Raw genomic sequence first — 18,125 nt, 5'->3', positions numbered from 1 at the left:
ATGTGTCGGGGGACCTATCCGATAGACGACCGCACGCCGCCCCGGCGGAGCGACGAACGGGTTCGTCGCGCGCGTTCGAAATCCTCGCGGCCGCCGTCCGGCCGGGACGAACGCCGTGTATCCGCCGTTGCGTACGGAGTCGGCGGCTCGTGCCCTCGTTTTCCGGCTTCTCGCGCCGAAGAGTAACGCATATACGTATGGTTTAGGTAACCCTAAACAACGTCCGATGAGTGAATCTACGCGGTTGGGTATCTGGTCGCGGCTTCGTCGGGGCGTCGGATGGATCGACGGGTCGCTCGTCGGCCTCTGCGTCGCCAGCGTCGTCGTCGTCGTTCTCGGCGGTCTCGTGCAGGTGAGCTTCGGCACGTACACGATGTCGCTCACCCAAGCGTGGCGGGCCGTGCTGAACCCGGCTGTTCTCTTCAACGTGGACGCGTGGTCGGCGTTCCTCTTCGGAACGGAGCTTCCGGAGATGGGGCGAGAGAGCCTCATCGTCTGGAACATCCGACTGCCGCGCGTCCTCGTCGCAATCCTCGTCGGCGCGAACCTCTCGGTTTCGGGTGCTATCTTCCAAGCGGTCACCCGAAACGAGCTTGCGAGCCCGTACATCCTCGGCGTCTCGTCGGGTGCGGGGCTCGCGATTCTCCTGACGCTCGTCGTCTTCAGCGGCCTCGCGCCGTTCCTCCCGCTCATCGCGGCGGGCGGCGGCGCGCTGGCGTTCCTCCTGGTCTACACCATCGCGTGGAAGGGCGGGACGAGTCCGGTCCGCCTCGTCCTCGCCGGCGTCATCGTCAGCACGCTGTTTCAGTCGATGCAGACGGCGATGTTCTTCTTCGCCGACGACCTCGCCATCGTCCAGAGCGCCATCGCGTGGACCACCGGCTCGCTGACCGGCGTCGACTGGGAGCAGGTCCGTCTCGCGCTTCCCTCAACGGCCGTCGCGCTCTCGCTTTCGGTGGTCGCCGCCCGGCAGTTGAACGTTCTCCTGCTCGGCGAACAGACGGCGCAGTCGCTCGGGATGTCCGTCGAACGGACGCGCTTTCTCCTCTCGGGCGTCGCCATCCTCGCGGCCAGCGCCGCCATCGCCGTCGCCGGCATCGTCGGCTTCGTCGGCCTCATCGTGCCGCACCTCGTGCGGAACCTCGTCGGGAGCGACTACAAGCGCCTGATGGTCGGGTGCGTCTTCGCCGGACCGGCGCTGATGGTGGTCGCGGACGTCGGCGCGCGACTGGCGTTGGACCCGGTTCAGTTGCCCGTGGGCGTCGTCACCGGCCTCGTCGGCGGGCCGTACTTCCTCTATCTGATGCGGAGACAGCAGAACCTGGGTGACATCTGATGAGCAAGGTAAACGACACCACAGAACGGACGCGACCGGCCGAACAGACTGATACCATGCAACGAACCGCACGGGACGGAAGCGAGGAGACGGACAGCGCGCTCGTCGGAGAGAACCTCACGCTGTCGTACCCGACGAGCGACGGACCGGTCGTCGAGTGCGACCGAATCGACGTGCCGCGCGGCGAGATAACCGCGCTCGTCGGGCCGAACGGGAGCGGGAAGAGCACGCTCCTGAAGGCGCTCTCGAACCATCTCGACCCGGACGGCGGCGTCGTCACCCTCGACGGGAAGCGACTCCACGAGTACGGCGACAAGGAGTTCGCCCGCGAGCTGGGCATGCTCTCGCAGGAGAACGAGTCGCCCGGGTCGCTCACCGTGGAGGATTTAGTCTACCACGGCCGCTACCCCCACCGGAACTTCTTCCAGCAGGTGTCCGACGAGGACGAACGCGCCGTCGAACGCGCGCTCGATCTGGCGGGCGTGGACCACCTCCGCGACAAGCAGGTGGGGAACCTCAGCGGGGGGCAAAAGCAGTTGGCGTGGATAGCCATGGTCCTCGCGCAGGACACGGACGTGCTCCTCTTGGACGAACCGACGACCTACCTCGATTTACACCACCAACTCCGCGTGATGGAGACGGTCCGGCAGTTGAACGAGGAACGCGGCGTCACCGTCGCCGTCGTCCTCCACGACATCGCGCAGGCGGCCCGGTTCGCCGACTACCTCGTCGCCATGTGCGACGGCGAGGTGTACGACTGGGGGCCGCCGCGCGAAGTAGTGACCGAGGAACTCCTCGCGGACGTGTTCAACGTCGACGCCGCCGTCTCCCACACGCCCGACCCCGAAATCGTCCCGAAACGGTCGCTGTGAGCCGATTCTCCCGTCCACATCGTAACACTCTTGTGGTTTTAGGTCGGCCTAAAACGTAATGACAAACGACGGCGCACCGCGTCGGACCCGGCGTAACGTGCTGAAGGCGAGCGGACTACTGGCTACGAGCGGTCTTCTCGCCGGCTGTATGGGGGGAAGCGGCTCCGGTTCGACCGAGACGGGGACGGAGGCGTCTGCGACCGAGTCGGCCACGGAGACGGGGACGGGAACCGAGTCGGAGACGACGGGGTCGAGTTCCTCCTACTCCGTCTCGATGGAACCCGTGGGCGAAGTCTCGTTCGACCAACCCCCGAAGACGTGGGTGGCGAACAACGGCAGTTGGGCCGACATGGGCGTCGCCCTCGGCGTCGAACCGCCGAAGGGCGTCTGGATGACGTCCCGGTACCACACCCAGTACTACGACGAGATTCCCGACGTCTCCGTCGACAAGAGCGATATGGTGTCGCTCTACTCCGACGGCGTCAGCAAGGAGGTGTTCTACCAACTCGACGGCGACCTGCACGTCATCGACCCGAACTTCCTTCTGAACCGCTACAAGGGCTGGAAGCAGGCGGACGTCGACGAGATAGCGAAAAACGTCGCGCCGTTCTTCGGCAACAGCATCTTCTCGCGGGGGTACACGTGGCACGAGGACTACAGGTACTACTCGCTGTACGAGGCGTTCGAGAAACTCGCGCAGGTGTTCCAACGGACCGACCGCTACGAGGCGTTCGCCTCCCTCCACGAGGAGTTCCAGACGGGTCTCTCCGACGTCGTGCCGTCCTCGAAGTCCGAACGCCCGAGGGTGGCCGTCCTCTGGGCCTCCGGCGACCAACCCGAGACGTTCCTGCCGTACGTCATCAGCGAGGGGACGAGCTTCAAGCAGTGGCGCGACCTGAACGTCCGCGACGCCCTCGCGGAGACGGACGTGAAGGACTTCCACTCCTCGCGCGGCGAAATCGACTACGAGACGCTTCTGGAGGTCGACCCTGACGTCCTCCTCCTCCGCGGACAGGAGGCCAAGACGGCCAAGGAGTTCCAGAACACCGTCGTCTCGTTCATGAAGGACCACGAGACGGCGAGCGCGCTCACCGCGGTCAAGAACGGCGACGTCTACCGCGGCGGCCCCCTCTATCAGGGCCCCATCACGAACCTCGTCCTCACGGAACGCGCCGCCAAACAACTGTACGACGTGGAGGGCGAACTGTTTGACCGCGAACGGGTCGCCTCCATCGTCAACGGGGATATCTGACGCCGCACCCGTGGCCGCCCGCCCCGAATCTGGGAGCAACTGACCATGTCGGACGCACTCGAACCTCCGCTCTCCGCGCGACGCGACGCCCGCGACGAACACCGTGCGGTCTCGAAGCAGCGAGACGCGTTCAGACGGTTCAAGAACTGCGTCGAGACCACGCCCGCGACGACGATGGACGACGGCGGGGCCGCCGGCGGCCCCGCCGGGTGGACGGCCGCCAGTTCGGCGGCGGGAGACGACGCCTGTCGAACCGTCCGTCGGGCGTTCGCCGAGTTGGTCCAACCGCACGTCACCGAGAGCGACGACGGAAACCCGTCGGTCCACGAGACCATCGCCGCCGAGTTGACGGAGGAAGTCGCGGTGGCCCTCGCCGCGGAGGGCGGCGGCAACCGGTTCACGCCGCAACTGAAGCGCGCCGTCCTCGAACACACAGAGCAACGCCTCGCGGAGAACACGGTGATGGTTCGCGTCCTCGAACGCGAACGGGACTCGCTCGATTCGGCGATAGACGACCTCAAGGCGGCGAGGAGGCGGCTTCCGCCCACGGACGAGGCGACGCTCATCCTCGCGGACACCGAGGAACTGCTTTCGATGCGCGACCGAATCGACGCCGTCGAATCCGGCCTCGAAGGCGTCGCCGACCGGAGACAGGAGACGCTTCGGCACGTCTCCGCGACGGGGCTGAAAGCCGGCATCCGCCACGACGCCGTCGTCGAGTACCTCTCCTCGGACCGCGAGGTGACGTACCCGGTGCTGTCCTCCGTCGGCGAACTCACGGCGCGGTGCGAGAAGAAGCGAGACGCCGTTCACGACGCGCTGAGAGACGAGTACTGAGGGCGACGCCGCGTCTCGTTCGGCGGGTCCGTCTCTCCTCGTCGCCCTCCCGCGCCGCCGGTCAGTCGAGTTCGACCCGACAGGTCGTCCCGGCGGCGAGTCCCTCCGCTTCGACGTGCGCCGCCAGACAGCCGTAGCTGCAGAACCGCCCCGCGGGGACGCGACGTCCGTCCGCGTCCGTCTCCTCCACGTAGACGGGGTCGTGAACCGTCACGTCGCACCCGCAGTAGGTGCAGTCGTCGCCCACGTCAGTTCCCTCCGCGGAGGAAGCCGAGCAGTCGGTAGTCGTGGTCCGGCGCGTACCGCCGGAACAGCATGCTGTTGGTCAGCACCGACACCGACGAGAACGCCATCGCCACCGCGGCCAGCACGGGTTGGAGCAGTCCGAGGGAGGCCAGCGGAATCATCGCCGCGTTGTACCCCAGCGCCCAGAAGAGGTTCTGCCGAATCTTCGACAGCGTCCCCTCCGAGACGCGGATGGCCTTCACCACGTCGCGCGGGTCGTCGCGCATCAGCGTCACGTCGGCCGCCTCGATGGCGACGTCGGTGCCGGACCCGATGGCGACGCCGACGAACGCGGTGGCGAGGGCCGGGGCGTCGTTGACGCCGTCGCCGACCATCATCGCCCGACTGCCGTCGGACTGTATCTCCTCCACCGCGTCGGCCTTGTCCTCGGGGAGGACGCCGGCGCGGACGCTCTCGGGGTCGATTCCGACTCGCTCGGCGACGGCGCGGGCGGTTCGCTCGTTGTCGCCGGTTATCATCCGCACGTCGATGCCGCGTTCGCGGAGGGCGGCCACGGCGTCCGCCGAGGACTCCTTGAGGGTGTCCGCGTCGGCGACGACGCCGACGAGTTCGCCGTCGGCGGCGACGAGCATCGCCGTCTTCCCCTCGCCTTCGAGTCGGCGGAGTTCGTCCTCCGCGGGCGCGGGGTCGATGCCCTCGTCGGAGAGCAACTTGCGGTTGCCGACGAGAACCTCCCGGCCCTCGACGGTGGCGTGGACGCCGTGTCCGGGGACGTTCTCGAACGACTCGGGGTCCGTCACGTCGATGCCGCGTTCGCGCGCGCCCTCGACGATGGCCTCGGCGAGGGGGTGTTCGCTTCCGCTCTCGGCGGCGGCGGCGAGGCGCAGGACCGACTCCTCGGTGCGTTCGGGGCGTTCGTCGGTTAACTGCCCGCCGTCCGCGGCCGCTTTCCCGCCGTCCGCGGCGGGTTCGACGACGACCACGTCGGTCAGGGACATCTCGCCCTTCGTCAGCGTACCCGTCTTGTCGAAGACGACGGTGTCCACGTCGCGGACGCGTTCGAGGATGTCGCCGCCCTTGAACAGGACGCCGTTCTGCGCGCCGATGGACGTGCCGACCATCGTCGCGGCGGGCGTCGCCAGTCCGAGGGCGCAGGGGCAGGCGATGAGCACCGACGACGCGAACACGAGGACGGCGAACTCGAAGTTCGAGACGGGGCCGCCCGCCGCGGCGGGGCCGCCGACCACCACGTCCCAGAGGGGCAGGCCGTTCACGAACGTCGCCAACGCCTCCGGGAAGGCGAACCAGACGCCGCCCCAGAACAGGGCGTTGGCGATGACCGCGGGGACGAAGTACGCCGAGATGCGGTCCGCGAAGTTCTGAATCTCGGGCTGGCGCGACTGGGCCTCCTTCACCGTCTCGACTATCTGCTGGATGGCGGTGTCCTCGCCCACCTTCGTCGCCTCCACGACGAGGACGCCGTTCTGGTTGACGGTCGACCCGACGACTTCGTCGCCCTCGGATTTGGAGACGGGGACGGACTCGCCGGTCACCATCGACTCGTCCACCGCGGACTCGCCGTCCGCGACGACGCCGTCGGTGGGTATCTTCTCGCCGGGGCGGACCTTCAGGCGGTCGCCCACCTCCACGTCTTCGAGGGGCACCTCGCGTTCGGTGCCGTCCTCCTCGACGAGGGTGGCCGTGTCGGCCTCCATCTCCAGCAGTTTCCGGAGGGCGTCGGAGGCCTGCCCCTTCGAACGCGCTTCGAGGTAGTTCCCGAGGGTGATGAACACCAAGATGAGCGCCGCCGTGTCGAAGTAGAGGCCGGCGTTCGGGAGGACGCCCAACAGGGCGACGACGGAGTAGAGGTACGCCGTCGAGGACCCGAGGGCGATGAGCACGTCCATGTTCGCGGTGCGGTTCTTCACGACCGCCTTGTAGGAGTTCTCGTAGAACTCGCGGCCGAGGACGACCTGTACGGGCGTCGCCAGGGCGAACGCCACCCACCCGAACGGGAGGTCGGTGCCCGGAATCGTCTCGGGGAGGACGCCCGAGGCGAACAGTTCGAGGACGAGCATCGCCAACAAGGGGACGGAGAGCGCCGCGCCGAACAGCGTCAGGCGCTTCTGCCGACGCATCTCGGCGTTCCGGGCGGCGTCGCGCGCGTCGGAGCCGTCGCCCTCGTCGCCGTCGTCCTCGCGGACCGGCGTGTAGCCGGCCGATTCGACGGCGTCGTAGAGGTCCTCTTTGGAGGCGTCCGCCGGGTTGTAGACGACGCTCGCCTCGTCGGTGGCGTAGTTCACGTCCGCGCGGACGACGCCCGGCGTGGACTCCAACGCCTCGCGGTTCGCGTCCGCGCAGTTGGCGCACGACATGTCGGCGATTCCTATCGTGGCCGTCGCTTCGACGGGGTCGTACCCCGCCTCCTCGACGGCGTCGTAGACGTCCGCGAGGGACACCCGCTCGGGGTCGTACGTGACGCTCCCCTCGTCGGTGGCGAAGTTGACGTTCGCCTCCTCGACGCCGTCGAGCGACCGGAGGGCTTCGCTAACCGTCTGCGAACAGTTAGCGCAGGACATCCCGCGCACGTCGAGGTGGGCTGTTGTGGTACTCATCACTCACATACTCTTACGCACCCCTCACTTACCTCGGTTTCCCCTTATCTAACCAGGGTTAGACGGCGACAAAACTTAGGAATCGAAGGTCTACTCGGCGCCCGCTTCGAGGCGTTCGTACTTGTCTTCAAACCGGGCGAGACAGGAGGGACAGCAGAAGTGGTACCGTTCGCCGCCGAACCGGGCGGACTCGCCCTCGTCGGTGACGGTGTTGCCGCACTCCGCGCAGGAGAGGGCGAACTCCGTGCCGCGGACGTTCGGCGTCCACTCGGCGTCCGAGAGGAGGGTCACCTCGTAGTCCTCGACGCGCGAGAGGTCCACGAGTTCGTCCAACTGCGTCCTGACGGCGTCGGCGCGGAACCGGCCGTGGAACACCACGTCGCCCTCGACGGTGGTGAAGACGTGTTCGACGGCGTCCGCGCCCTGTACGGCGTCTTTCGCGTCGGAGAGTTCCTCGGGTCGGAGTTCGAGGCGGACGAGGACGGGGACGCCGGCGCGGAGTTGCGACCGGTCCACGTCCACGGTGAATCGCCTCACGACCCCCGACTCCCGGAGGCGGTCGATTCGGTCCGAGACGGCGGGCGCGGAGAGTCCCACTCGCTCGGAGATGTCGCTGTACGGCCGCCGCGCGTCCTCGGACAGGAGTTCGAGAATCTCCATGTCCGTCTCGTCGAGACTGCTCACGGCCCCGTGTGGTCGCTTCGGCACGAATAACGTTTCGACCCCGGAGACTTTGCAATCCGAAGTCTCCCGACGCCTCACGTTCGGTTGTGCGGAGTTTGACCCGGATTAACGCCTCCGAGCTACCTTCCCGACGAGAATACTGTATCTCGTAACTGAAGTTATCTCTCACCTACCCGTTCGCTCGTCGCCGCATAACGAAGGGTTCCCCATCCGACGAAACTCCGAGGTGCGAGGCTCTACACTATGAAGTACCAAACGCTCATCGCCGTCGTCGCAAGCGTCGGCGTCGTCGCCACCGCCGCCTTCGTCGGCGGCGTCGGCGCCGACATCGGCGTCCCATCGACGGACGACGTCGCGTCGTCCGTGGAGGCCGTGACGACCGGTGCATCGTCGTCCGAACAGACTGCGACATCGACCGCATCGACCGACCGAACAACGACCGAGGCGTCGTCCGAAGAGGACTCCGCCGGGACCGACTCGACGGGGACCGAATCGACCGCGGCGCCGACGGGAACCGAGGCGGCGACGGCCGACTCCGCGGCGAACGCGACCGACTCCTCGGAGACGAACGCGACCGACGCCGAGTCGTCGGCGAACGCGTCGGCCGAGAACGCGTCGGCCGAGAACGCGTCCGTCGAGAACAACACCGCGCCCGTCGCCGCAGTAAGCGCTGACGGGATGGTCCACGAACGGACGCGGGTAGAACTCGACGCCGCCGCGTCCCGCGACGCCGACGGCGACGAACTGAACTACACGTGGACGCAGGTGTCCGGTCCGGACGCCGAGTGGGTGCGCAACGACACCGCCACCGCGTCCGTCGTCTCGCCCGACGTGGCCGTCTGGACGGACGTGACGTTCCGCGTGACCGTGACGGACGCCCGCGGCGCGACCGATACGGCCAACGTCACCATCACCGTTCGCTCTACCGAGTACGAGGACGAGACGGCCGACACCTCCGCCGACGGGTCCGCAGAGGACGAATCCGAGGAGACGACGGCGTCTAACTCCTCGGACTCCTCGGACGCGAACGCGTCCGCGACGTACTCGCGCGACGAACTGTCGCGGGCCGTCTTCGGGTCCGACTTCGACGCCCTCGGGACGGCGGACGCCGCCGCCGTCGAGGAACTGTACCTCCGCCAACCGTCCGGCGAGTGGGACCCCGCCGAGGTCCGTTCGCGCGACGAAATCGCGCGCGACCGCTACAACGCGAGCTTCGAGGAACTCGGCTTCGACGCTCGCGTCGACGTCCAAGAGGCGTTCGACGCGCAGTTCGACGACACGGGCGAGAACGCGGCGTACTCGCGCGACGAACTCGCGCAGGCCGAGTGGGGCTACAACTTCTCCGAACTGAGTCCCGACTCCGCCGCGAAGATAACCGAGATGTACGACCGGCAACCGTTCGCCGAGGATCAGGAACTCGCGCACGTCCGCACCCGCGATCAGTTCGCTCGGTACCTCTACGACAGCGAACTCGGGAACCTGACCCGCGAGCAACGACTCGACGTGGAACGGCACTACCACGACCAGTTCACCGAGAACTGACGCGCAGGTTCCGTTTTTCGGGCCGACCGTCGCTTTCGAACGTTCGGTCGGCTCGGGATTCTACTTTCGATTCTGAAGAGAAAGCGCATTAAGCGTACGGCGGGTACGTTCGAACGAGATGAGTCGGAACATCACCGTCGAAGGCATGACCTGCGAGCACTGCGAACAGACAGTCGAAGAGGCGCTTTCGGGCGTCGGCGGCGTCGAGTCCGCAACCGCGGACCGCGAGAGCGAGTCCGCCACCGTCGAGGGCGACGCCGACGAGGACGAACTCGTCGCCGCCGTCGAAGACGCCGGATACGACGCCTCGGCGTAAGGTCCCGCGACGCTCTTTTTATCGAGTCCCCCGGCCGTCGCGCCTATGCCACCGCACTCCTTGGACGGGAGTATGAGCGACGTTCCTCCGAACGCGCCGGACCCGGACATCAGCGAGGCGGAGCGAAGAGCGCTTCACGACCTGCAACTCGGCCTCGAACACATCTACAAGGGGTACGGGTCGCTGTTGACGTTCCACCATCAGATAGGTCACGCGATGAACCGCCTGGCCGACGCCGAGGACGAACTGCGCGAGGCGGGCCACGAGGAGTGGGCGAACGGCCTCCGCGACGACCACCTCCCGGCGGGCGCGGTCGAAGACCAGTGGACGTACGAACTCGTCACCTCGTTCCGCAAGTCGTTCCTGCGCGACGTCGAGTCGTTCGAGTCCGCGGTCCGCGACGAACTGGTGGACGGTCTCGACCACGTGACGGAACGGCAACAGCAGGCGCGGTGGCGGGAACGCGCCGGCGGCGACGCCGAGGAGTGACGCCGACTCGGCGTTCGCCCCTCGACCCGCCGGACTCGGCCCGTCGGTGACGCGGGTCATGCGCGGCGCGTACACGAACTAGACTCGTCTCCGCAACGCCACGGCCGGTCGCCGCGTCGAAGAGGTATCCACCTCCCTCGCCGGACCGTTTCGAACCGACGTTCCGAGTGCTCCCCCGGCGAGGGTTCGACGCTCCCTCTTCGGTCGTTTTTCGTTTTCCGCTCTCGATTCCCTCAACCCCCGTCAGTCGTCGCTCTGAGCCGCCTCGACGCGGTTCGCGTACTTCTCCAACTCTGAGGAGAGTTTCCGCGCTTCGGCGGCGCTGAGCGTCACGCGGTCGGCGTGCGCCGGGAGGTTCTCCAACTGGCTGTTGTCGAGTTCGAGTTCGAGTTTCACGTGGTCGGGGTTCTCGCGCGGCGCGGTCACGTTCAGCACCGCGAACGCCTCGTCGGTGAAGTCGTGTCCGACCGCCTCGGCGTCCAGCATGTCGAACGTCGTGTACGCGTTGACCCGAAGGAGCCTGTTGGGCATACGCGTGAGAACGCGACCGACACTCAAAGGCGTACCGTCACCCGCCCTCCCGGTCGTCGAGTGCGTCGCGGACGAACGTACAGAGGTCGTACGCTCGTCGGGCGACTGCCTCGGCGTCGAGGGGGTCTGCGGGCTCGACGCCGCCGACGTGGGCGTCGAGGTGCGAGCGCTGAACGTGTAGCGCTCGCAGGTACGACGCCGCGTTCACGAGGTGATACAGCGGTCGCCGCCGTTCGAACCCCCGCGGGAGGGGTCGAATGGACTCGTACGCGTTCCGGAACGCGGCGGGGGAGACGCCGTCCGTCGGCGTCGGGTCGATGCCGAACACCGGAACGACCGTCCGGAGGTAGTCCCACTCGCCGGGCCCCACGAGCGCGTGCTCGAAGTCAATGACGCGGGTTACCTCGCTCCCCGCGACGCCGACGTGGTCCGGGAGGTAGTTCCCGTGCAGGAGCGTCGAATCTTCGACCGCATCGAGTCGCTCGGCGTTCTCGCGGACGACCGACCGAACTTCGCGGGCGACGTCGCCGTATCCGACAGCGTCGAGGTACGACGCCCGGTCGCTCAGTACCTCACAGAGCGTCTCGCTCCACCGGTCGTCGTTCGAGTGCGTCACGCCCTCCGGTCCGGCGCGGACGCGGCCGGTCGCTCGGAAGTCCTCGGCCGCCGATCGGTGGAGGGCGGCTAGTCCGCGCCCCATCGCTAGAACCCGCGCCTCCGTGAGCGGAGGGTCCGCGGGCACGTCGTCGCACCACTCCGTGACGAAGTGGTCGTCTCCCGACGCGAGAACGCGCGGGACGGGCACGGGCGTCTCGGCGGCGACGTACCGGAGGACGGCCGCCTCCTTCGCGGGGTCGGCGGTCGGCCCCCGCGCGACCTTACAGACGGCGCGCCGCCCGTCGAACGTCACCTCGTAGACCGCGTGCGGCGGGACGGCGTGGAGTTCTCTCCCGACGGTCGCGGCGGAGTCGTGCGATTGGAGGGCGTCTCGAACGGCGTCTTTCGGTGACATGCTGCGGTCGTGTGACGAACGAGGACCGAAGTCCGCACGGACGTATTGGTCGGGCTACGATAAAACCGGCCGTCCGTTCGGGCGCGGCGGTGACGCGACGGGGGCGACGAAGCGGACGGAGACGAGGCTGGGGGCGGTGGCGAGAGGAGAGAAGAGAGGGGCCGACTAGACGCGGACGCGCCTCAGTCGTCGGACGGCATCGGCGTGTCGTCGGGGTACGCCGGGGCGGGACTGGACGCCATGTCGTCGTCCTCGGCGTACGGGTACCACGTCATCTTCGTGTTGTGCATCATCGGGTCCTCGTAGTCGGTCTCCTCGGGTTCGACGAGTTCGGCCAGGTCGTCCTCGTCCGTGCGGGAGACGAACTCGCGGAAGGACTCGCCGTCCTCGCGCGCCTCGTCGAAGTTCTCGAGGAGGTTCTTGATGGCGCCGGGAACCTCGTCCACGGGGACGCGTTGGGTGACCCACTGGGCGAACTGCGGTTCCTCGCCGAGGCCGCCGCCCAGACCGATGTCGAGGGCTTCGACCGCTTCGCCGTCCTTCCGGGTCTTCATGCCACGGAGGCTCACGTCGGCAATCTGCGGCTGCGCGCAGGAGGCGGTGCAGCCCGAGAGGTGGATGTGGAACTCGTCGGTGCCCTCGGGGAGTTCGGCGTTCTCCTTCAGCCAGCGAGCGTAGCGCACCTGCCGGTTCTTCGTCTCCACGATGGAGAGCGAGCAGAACTCCGTGCCCGTGCAGGCGACGGACCCGCGCATGAACGGCGAGGGGTCGGGCGAGTAGTGTTCGAGCAGGTCCTCTTCGAGGAACGCGTCGAGGTCCTCCTCGGGCACGTCGGTGACGATGACGTTCTGACGCTGCGTGAGTCGGACCTCGCCGGAGCCGTACTCCTCGGCGAGGTCGGCGAGTTTGAGGACGTCCTCGGCGCCCATCCGGCCGACGAGGACGTTGAGGCCGACGAAGTAGTTGCCGTCCTTCTGCTCGTGGACGCCGATGAGGTCGTTGCGGCCGCCGTTGCCGGCGTTGTACGTGTACTCCTCGCGGACGTCGCGTCCGGCGGTGTGGAGCTCGAAGTCCACGAACTCCTCTTGGAGGACGTCGCGGACCTTCTCGGGGCCCCACTCGTCGACGAGGAACTTGATGCGGGCGTTGTAGCGGTCCTCGCGGTCGCCGTACTCGCGGAAGAGAGCGGAGAGGCCGCCGGCCACCTCGGGGACGTTCTCCTCTGCGACCCACACGTCGATGTCGCGGGCGAAGCGCTCCTCGTTGCGGGCGAGGCCGCCGCCGACCCGGACGTTGAAGCCGACGACTTCCTCGCCGTCTATCTCCTTGTACGCCGGTTCGAAGGCGAGGTCGTTGATGTCGCCCTGCCCGGACCCGTCGGGCGACCCGGTGACCGACACCTTCCACTTCCGCGGGAGGTTCGAGTGGTCGTCGTTGCCCTTGAACTCCTCGTTGAGTTCGTGGATGACGGGCCACGCATCGATGACCTCCTCGGCGTCCTTGCCCGCGACGGGGTTGCCGACGATGTTCCGCCAGGAGTCACCGCAGGCCTGCTGGGTGGACATGCCGTTCTCCTCCAGTTTCTCGAAGATGTCCGGCACGTCCTCGATGTTTATCCAGTGCAGTTGGATGGACTGTCGGGTCGTGAAGTCGGCGTAGGCGTCGCCGAAGATGGGGTTCGTGCCCGGTCCGGTCGCGTACTCCTCGGCTATCTCGCCGACGACGCGCAGTTGCCCCGGTTCGAGGACGCCGTTCGGCGTCCCGATGCGCATCATGAAGTATGACTCCTGCCCGTTCCGCTGGTGGTACAGGCCCCACCACTTGAACCGCTCGAACCACGCGTCGTGTTCGTCGTCGGGGATGGCGTCCCACCCCTCCTCCGCGAACCTGAACAGGTGTTCGCGTATCTCGTTCCCATACACCTCTGACTTCCAGCGTTCGACGTCCGTAGGCATTTGTCTACGTCTACATTCGTGTGGACACTCAAAGACCGACGCGTGCCGTCAACCCTTCCCGGTGCTTCCAAATACAGGAAAATACTGCCTAATTCTCGACTCCGGTGGGTTTGAGCACTCCCTCGCGGTCGATATCGACGAATTCGCCGTCGAGAATCTTGCCGACCGGTACCCATCCGGTCGTCCCCTTCTCGCCGCAAGCGATGCACTGGCCGTACACGCGCGCTTCGATGGTCCGGCCGTCCACGCCGACCTCGACGATGCCCTCGACGACCATATCGGGGAGTTCGCATCGGCAGAAATCCGAGTCCACGAACCGCCACAGTTCGCTCACGCTCACCTTGCGGTCGTCGTTCACGGAGACCCACGCGCCGTCGTCGAGGACGCGAAGAGCGACTGTCATACCTACTCGTACGCGCCCGAGACACCCTACTTTGACGGCGCGAGCAATCCCCGTCCCGGTTGACGACGAGAGGGTTCGTGACAATCCGGCCGGAGGCTGGCGATTATCCCCGATCTGTCGCGTATGAGAAAGGGGCAACTGATTCCGGTAGTCGGGAGTGCAGGTACACATTACAGAGGAAGCGCGCTTTAACCGTGTGGCAACCGAAGGGTGGTTCGATGACCGACCGTCACGACACAGACACGGGGCGTCGCCAGCACGCATCGGCCGACGTCGCGCCGGAACTGTACGACCTCGACACGGAGGCCGAGCGATGACTCGGACCCGTATCGAGACGGACGGCGACGAGATAGACGACGAAGAACCGGCCGCCGACGCCGACTCGGAGGCGGTCGAGAACGACTACGACCACCTCAAGTCCCTCGACGACGGTGCGGGCTGCACCGAAGTCTGGGAGCACCTCTCCGAGAACCGCGACGACTGACTCTCCGACCCTTCTGCGTCTCTCGGGTTTTGCGCAACGTTCGCAACAGACGGGGAGGCTTTTGGTGACCGATTCGTTACTCGAACCCAGACGATGACGGACGATAACAGGCCGCCGGCCGATTCGGGGGACGAGCCCGCGCTACCGGCCGACAGGGAGGAACCGGTCGGCGAACCCGTCGTCCGAGCGGACCCCGCCATCACCGGGCACAGGGCGCACGAAGCCGTCGGCTTCGACCCGGACGACCCCGAGAGCGTCTCACTCGCCGCCGAGACTGTTCGGGCGTTCTCCGAGAACACCGTCGGCGCGGAGGACAACGTGTACATGCTCCGCGGCGCGGCGGCGTGTGCGGCCCTCGTCCGCGGCGTCGGGTCGTACAAGGAGGCGGCCGAACGCGCCGGCGGCGACGTTTCGGTGTCGTTCATCCGCAAGTGGGCCCGGGTCCACGACCTGCCGCAGGGTATCCGCCGGCACGTCGCCCGCGGCCACATCGCGCCGACGGCGGCGAAGCACATCGCCCGCGTCCCCGGTCCCGACCGGTTCGACATCGCGTGGGCGGTCATCGACGGCGACCTGACCGTCCGGGAGGTTCGACAGGTCGCGAGCGAGGTGAACGACGGTCGGCCCGTCGCCGAGGCGTTGGCCGACCGGGACGTCCAACTCGGCCGACTCGAACTGTCGCTCCCGCCGGACGTGTACCGCGAACTCCGGCGGCGCGCGTCGATAGAGAACCGCACGCCCGGCGACTTGGTCGCCGAGGTGTTGGACGACTACTTCTTCGGCTGAAGGAAGTTCGCGGCCGCCTCGGTCAGCGTCTCGCGCACCGTCTCCACCTCCGCCCACGAAATCGTCTCGTCGGGGAAGTGCGCCTGTTCGACGGTCCCCGGTCCGTACAGCACCGTCGGGATGCCCGCCGCGACGTAGTGACGCGAGTCCGCGCCGTACGTCGCGTCCGTCGGGTCGGTGTCCCCGTGTCCGGTCGCCGCCATCGCGTCCCGAAGCGCCCGAACCACCGGTTCGTCGGCGTCGATCTCGGCGGGTTCGAACTGAATCGAGAACCGCTCGAACGTCGGCGGGTGCTCGCGCAACCACTCGTCGGCCGCCGCGACTTCGTCCAGTCGCTCCTCGAAGGCGTCTTCCACCTCCGCGACGGTTTCGCCCGGCGCGACGCCGAGACGCCACTCCGCCGTCAGCGTTCCCGCGACGCTGGACGCCCACGCGCCCGCCTCGACCCGCCCGACGCATATCGGCCACGGAACCGGGTACTCCTCGTAGAGGGGGTGTTCGACGGTCTCCCCGCGTTCGGCTTCGAGTTCGAAAAAGGCCGCGCGTATCCGCTCGAAGTGCGGAAGCACGTCCTCGCCGCGCCACCGCGTCGCCGCGTGGGCCGATCGGCCGCGGATTCGGAGGCGCTTCATCACCGTCCCCTCCGTGGCGGTGACGACGCGCCGTTCGGTCGGTTCCGCGACGATGGCGGCGTCGCGGTCGAACGGGTACGGGTCGTCGAGTGCGGCCGCCGCCGCGCCGATGCCGCCCTCCTCCTCGCCGACGACGCTCTCGACGACGATTCGGCCGTCGAGTTCTGCCTCACCCGTTTCGACCCGCGCCTTCAGGTCGCGCGCCGCGAACACGCACGCGCCCACCGCCGACTTCATGTCCGCCGCGCCGCGGGCGGTGAGCGTCGTCTCCCCGCCGTCCTCGGACCAGACGGGGTCGAACGGGTCCGCAGTCCAGTTCTCCGCGTCGGCGGGAACCACGTCCACGTGGCCGTTCAAGACGAGCGTCGGCCCGGCCTCGGGGGTGCCGAACTCGAACACGCCCGCGACACTCGGTCTCCCCGAAGCGTCGATTTCGGCGGGGTCGTCCGGGAACGACGGGTGGTCGGCCAGTCGTTCGGCGTCGGCGGTCCACTCGTACGTCTCGAAGCCGAAGGCGTCCAACTGCCGTTTCAGCCACCGTTGGGCTTCGAGTTCGTCGCCCCCGGTGGTGTCGAACCGGAGGAGTCGGTCCACGAACGACCCGAGTTCGGTATCCGCCGGGGCGGAGTGTTCGCTCATAGTCGCACGACGCGGCGGAGGACAAAGAGCGTGCAGGACGAGAGTAAACGCTTATGACTGCCCACCAGTAAGGTCACGACGAGGGCCGGTAGCTCAGTTCGGCAGAGCGTCTGGCTTTTAACCAGACGGTCGGGGGTTCAAGTCCCTCCCGGCCCGTTTTCCTGCGAACGAAATGAGCAGTGAAAACGCCACGGAGGACTTGAACTAGGGAGCGACGCGAACGAAGTGAGCGGAGCGAGTGAGGTTCAACGTCCCTCCCGGCCCGTTCTCATCGTTCACCGACGACCGAACTCGGCGCACCGGGCAGAACCGTCAACCGGCCGCCGGTCGTACCGCCGCTATGGTCACGGACTACCGTCGCGCGCACCGTCCCGCGAACCGAACCGCAGACGCCGAGAGACAGGCGTAGATGCCGAGTTTCTTCGACTCCGGCCACGGGTTCATGTCGTCGCTCGACGAGATAGTCATCATGCTCACCGCCGTCGTGCTTCTCACGATGATCGGCGCGGTCGTGGAGTACCTCCGCGACTCCGACGGGTGGTCCGTCCTGGGGGCACTGCTCGGCTACCTCGTCGCCGTCGTCTTCCTCGCGCCGCCGGCGTTCGCGGGCGAGTGGCACTACGCCATCATCGCCGCGGTTCCCGTCTTCGTCGTCGTCTACCTCTACAAAGGGCGGCACGAGCGGTGAGTGTTCGCGCCTATCTGCTCGGTCGTTAGCGACGATACCGCGGCAGTGCCGGGGCTGAAACGAGAAGGGCACGGCTGAACTCACGCTGTCGGCTCCGTTGAAATCCTCACGGGTGACCGGTTTCGACTGTCGTATCGAATACGGGGCGCGTATCAGTCGTCGGTTCAGCGCTCGATGTGGGCGCTAATCGAATCGCTCGACGGAGGTGATCGATGTACCATCGGGCCTGCGAGCGAGCTATCGTTAAGCAGTTGTCAGCTATACATCGTACGATGACCGCCGAATCGAATCCACTACTCGAACGGTTAGACGCGTTCGTTGGGGAATGGGAGATGGGAATGTCGATCAATGGCCAGACGCATACGGGTGCACGTGCGAGGTTCGAATGGATAGAGGACGGGGCCTTCCTTGCGTATCGCGGAGAGGCAGGGAACACGTCTGAAATGACCACCGAAATAGGTGAAAACTCACCGCTCCCCACCGTCTCGATTATCGGAGTAGACGATTCAAACGAGCAGTTTACGATGCTCTATTCGGATGCTCGCGGTGTCTTTCGCGTGTATCAAATGGCTCTGAGCGACGGCAAGTGGGAACTCTGGCGGGAGGCACCGGGGTTCTCACAGCGTTTTACTGGGGCACTCAGCGACGACGGCGATACAATCACCGGTACGTGGGAGAAGTCAGAGGATGGTACTGAATGGGAGCACGATTTCGACCTGACGTATACGAAAGTCAGATAGCGGATCGGCCCGAGAGGCCGGAATAGTCTCAGTGACGCCGGAAATATGCCGAGATAAAGGGAGCTG

General features: G+C 66.9%; 19 protein-coding genes and 1 tRNA gene. 12 read left to right on the top strand and 8 right to left on the bottom strand.

What is annotated here, in order from left to right:
- Nucleotides 1–226: 226 nt before the first annotated feature.
- The 4 genes from ACZ522_RS10245 to ACZ522_RS10230 are packed head-to-tail and all read left to right on the top strand — an operon-like array spanning nucleotide 227 to nucleotide 4,297.
- A complete protein-coding gene (locus tag ACZ522_RS10245; RefSeq protein ID WP_379692429.1) occupies nucleotides 227–1,336 on the top strand; it encodes a FecCD family ABC transporter permease in 1,110 nt (369 codons plus the stop codon).
- A 56-nt stretch (nucleotides 1,337–1,392) separates the two neighbouring features.
- Nucleotides 1,393–2,208, top strand: coding sequence for an ABC transporter ATP-binding protein (locus tag ACZ522_RS10240; RefSeq protein WP_379692431.1), 816 nt, complete (start codon nucleotides 1,393–1,395; stop codon nucleotides 2,206–2,208).
- A gap of 58 nt (nucleotides 2,209–2,266) precedes the next feature.
- Complete coding sequence (locus ACZ522_RS10235) at nucleotides 2,267–3,460, top strand: ABC transporter substrate-binding protein (protein ID WP_379692432.1); 1,194 nt, start codon at nucleotides 2,267–2,269, stop codon at nucleotides 3,458–3,460.
- 45 nt (nucleotides 3,461–3,505) lie between these two features.
- Nucleotides 3,506–4,297, top strand: a complete 792-nt coding sequence (locus ACZ522_RS10230) for a DUF7260 family protein (RefSeq protein ID WP_379692433.1) — start codon at nucleotides 3,506–3,508, stop codon at nucleotides 4,295–4,297.
- Nucleotides 4,298–4,358: 61 nt separating this feature from the next.
- Here ACZ522_RS10230 and ACZ522_RS10225 read toward each other — a convergent pair whose 3' ends face one another.
- The 3 genes from ACZ522_RS10225 to ACZ522_RS10215 form a co-directional block, all read right to left on the bottom strand.
- Complete coding sequence (locus ACZ522_RS10225) at nucleotides 4,359–4,544, bottom strand: hypothetical protein (protein WP_379692434.1); 186 nt, start codon at nucleotides 4,542–4,544, stop codon at nucleotides 4,359–4,361.
- A gap of 1 nt (nucleotide 4,545) precedes the next feature.
- A complete protein-coding gene (locus tag ACZ522_RS10220) occupies nucleotides 4,546–7,158 on the bottom strand; it encodes a heavy metal translocating P-type ATPase (protein ID WP_379692435.1) in 2,613 nt (870 codons plus the stop codon).
- 90 nt (nucleotides 7,159–7,248) lie between these two features.
- Nucleotides 7,249–7,842: an AsnC family transcriptional regulator gene (locus tag ACZ522_RS10215; protein ID WP_379692436.1), complete on the bottom strand. Its 594-nt coding sequence runs from the start codon at nucleotides 7,840–7,842 to the stop codon at nucleotides 7,249–7,251.
- Nucleotides 7,843–8,085: 243 nt separating this feature from the next.
- Between ACZ522_RS10215 and ACZ522_RS10210 the strand changes: the two genes are divergently transcribed.
- From ACZ522_RS10210 to ACZ522_RS10200, 3 genes are all read left to right on the top strand, one after another.
- Nucleotides 8,086–9,384 (top strand): PKD domain-containing protein, encoded by a 1,299-nt coding sequence (locus tag ACZ522_RS10210; RefSeq protein WP_379692437.1) that lies wholly within the window; start codon nucleotides 8,086–8,088, stop codon nucleotides 9,382–9,384.
- A gap of 118 nt (nucleotides 9,385–9,502) precedes the next feature.
- Nucleotides 9,503–9,700 carry a CopZ family metallochaperone gene (locus ACZ522_RS10205; protein ID WP_379692438.1) on the top strand — a complete coding sequence of 66 codons (198 nt, stop codon included), beginning with the start codon at nucleotides 9,503–9,505 and terminating at the stop codon, nucleotides 9,698–9,700.
- 72 nt (nucleotides 9,701–9,772) lie between these two features.
- The gene (locus tag ACZ522_RS10200; protein WP_379692439.1) at nucleotides 9,773–10,189 is read left to right on the top strand and encodes a hypothetical protein; all 417 of its coding nucleotides are present in this window, start codon (nucleotides 9,773–9,775) and stop codon (nucleotides 10,187–10,189) included.
- Nucleotides 10,190–10,432: 243 nt separating this feature from the next.
- Here the strand turns inward: ACZ522_RS10200 and ACZ522_RS10195 are convergent, their stop codons facing one another.
- The 4 genes from ACZ522_RS10195 to ACZ522_RS10180 form a co-directional block, all read right to left on the bottom strand.
- Nucleotides 10,433–10,720, bottom strand: coding sequence for a DUF6360 family protein (locus ACZ522_RS10195; protein ID WP_379692440.1), 288 nt, complete (start codon nucleotides 10,718–10,720; stop codon nucleotides 10,433–10,435).
- Between the two features lie 37 nt (nucleotides 10,721–10,757).
- Complete coding sequence (locus ACZ522_RS10190; RefSeq protein WP_379692441.1) at nucleotides 10,758–11,732, bottom strand: phosphotransferase; 975 nt, start codon at nucleotides 11,730–11,732, stop codon at nucleotides 10,758–10,760.
- A gap of 182 nt (nucleotides 11,733–11,914) precedes the next feature.
- Nucleotides 11,915–13,687: a nitrite/sulfite reductase gene (locus tag ACZ522_RS10185; RefSeq protein WP_379692442.1), complete on the bottom strand. Its 1,773-nt coding sequence runs from the start codon at nucleotides 13,685–13,687 to the stop codon at nucleotides 11,915–11,917.
- 88 nt (nucleotides 13,688–13,775) lie between these two features.
- Nucleotides 13,776–14,090 carry a DUF8134 family protein gene (locus ACZ522_RS10180; RefSeq protein ID WP_379692443.1) on the bottom strand — a complete coding sequence of 105 codons (315 nt, stop codon included), beginning with the start codon at nucleotides 14,088–14,090 and terminating at the stop codon, nucleotides 13,776–13,778.
- Nucleotides 14,091–14,403: 313 nt separating this feature from the next.
- On the opposite strand from ACZ522_RS10180, the gene ACZ522_RS10175 reads away from it, so the two are divergent.
- Both ACZ522_RS10175 and ACZ522_RS10170 read left to right on the top strand, forming a co-directional pair.
- Nucleotides 14,404–14,574 carry a hypothetical protein gene (locus tag ACZ522_RS10175; RefSeq protein WP_379692444.1) on the top strand — a complete coding sequence of 57 codons (171 nt, stop codon included), beginning with the start codon at nucleotides 14,404–14,406 and terminating at the stop codon, nucleotides 14,572–14,574.
- A gap of 93 nt (nucleotides 14,575–14,667) precedes the next feature.
- Nucleotides 14,668–15,360 (top strand): DUF7119 family protein, encoded by a 693-nt coding sequence (locus ACZ522_RS10170; RefSeq protein WP_379692445.1) that lies wholly within the window; start codon nucleotides 14,668–14,670, stop codon nucleotides 15,358–15,360.
- Here ACZ522_RS10170 and ACZ522_RS10165 read toward each other — a convergent pair.
- Entirely contained in the window at nucleotides 15,345–16,631 is a 1,287-nt protein-coding gene (locus ACZ522_RS10165; RefSeq protein ID WP_379692446.1) for a M20/M25/M40 family metallo-hydrolase, read from the bottom strand. The genes ACZ522_RS10170 and ACZ522_RS10165 overlap by 16 nt on opposite strands.
- 82 nt (nucleotides 16,632–16,713) lie before the next feature.
- Between ACZ522_RS10165 and ACZ522_RS10160 the strand changes: the two genes are divergently transcribed.
- The 3 genes from ACZ522_RS10160 (at nucleotide 16,714) to ACZ522_RS10150 (ending at nucleotide 18,059) form a co-directional block, all read left to right on the top strand.
- A tRNA-Lys gene (locus tag ACZ522_RS10160) sits at nucleotides 16,714–16,787 on the top strand.
- Between the two features lie 253 nt (nucleotides 16,788–17,040).
- Nucleotides 17,041–17,319, top strand: coding sequence for a hypothetical protein (locus tag ACZ522_RS10155; RefSeq protein WP_379692447.1), 279 nt, complete (start codon nucleotides 17,041–17,043; stop codon nucleotides 17,317–17,319).
- Between the two features lie 272 nt (nucleotides 17,320–17,591).
- Nucleotides 17,592–18,059 (top strand): hypothetical protein, encoded by a 468-nt coding sequence (locus ACZ522_RS10150; protein WP_379692448.1) that lies wholly within the window; start codon nucleotides 17,592–17,594, stop codon nucleotides 18,057–18,059.
- The last annotated feature ends 66 nt before the right edge of the window (nucleotides 18,060–18,125 follow it).

The organism is Halopelagius fulvigenes (genome assembly GCF_055398025.1).
This window is presented reverse-complemented; position numbering and strand designations above follow the sequence as displayed.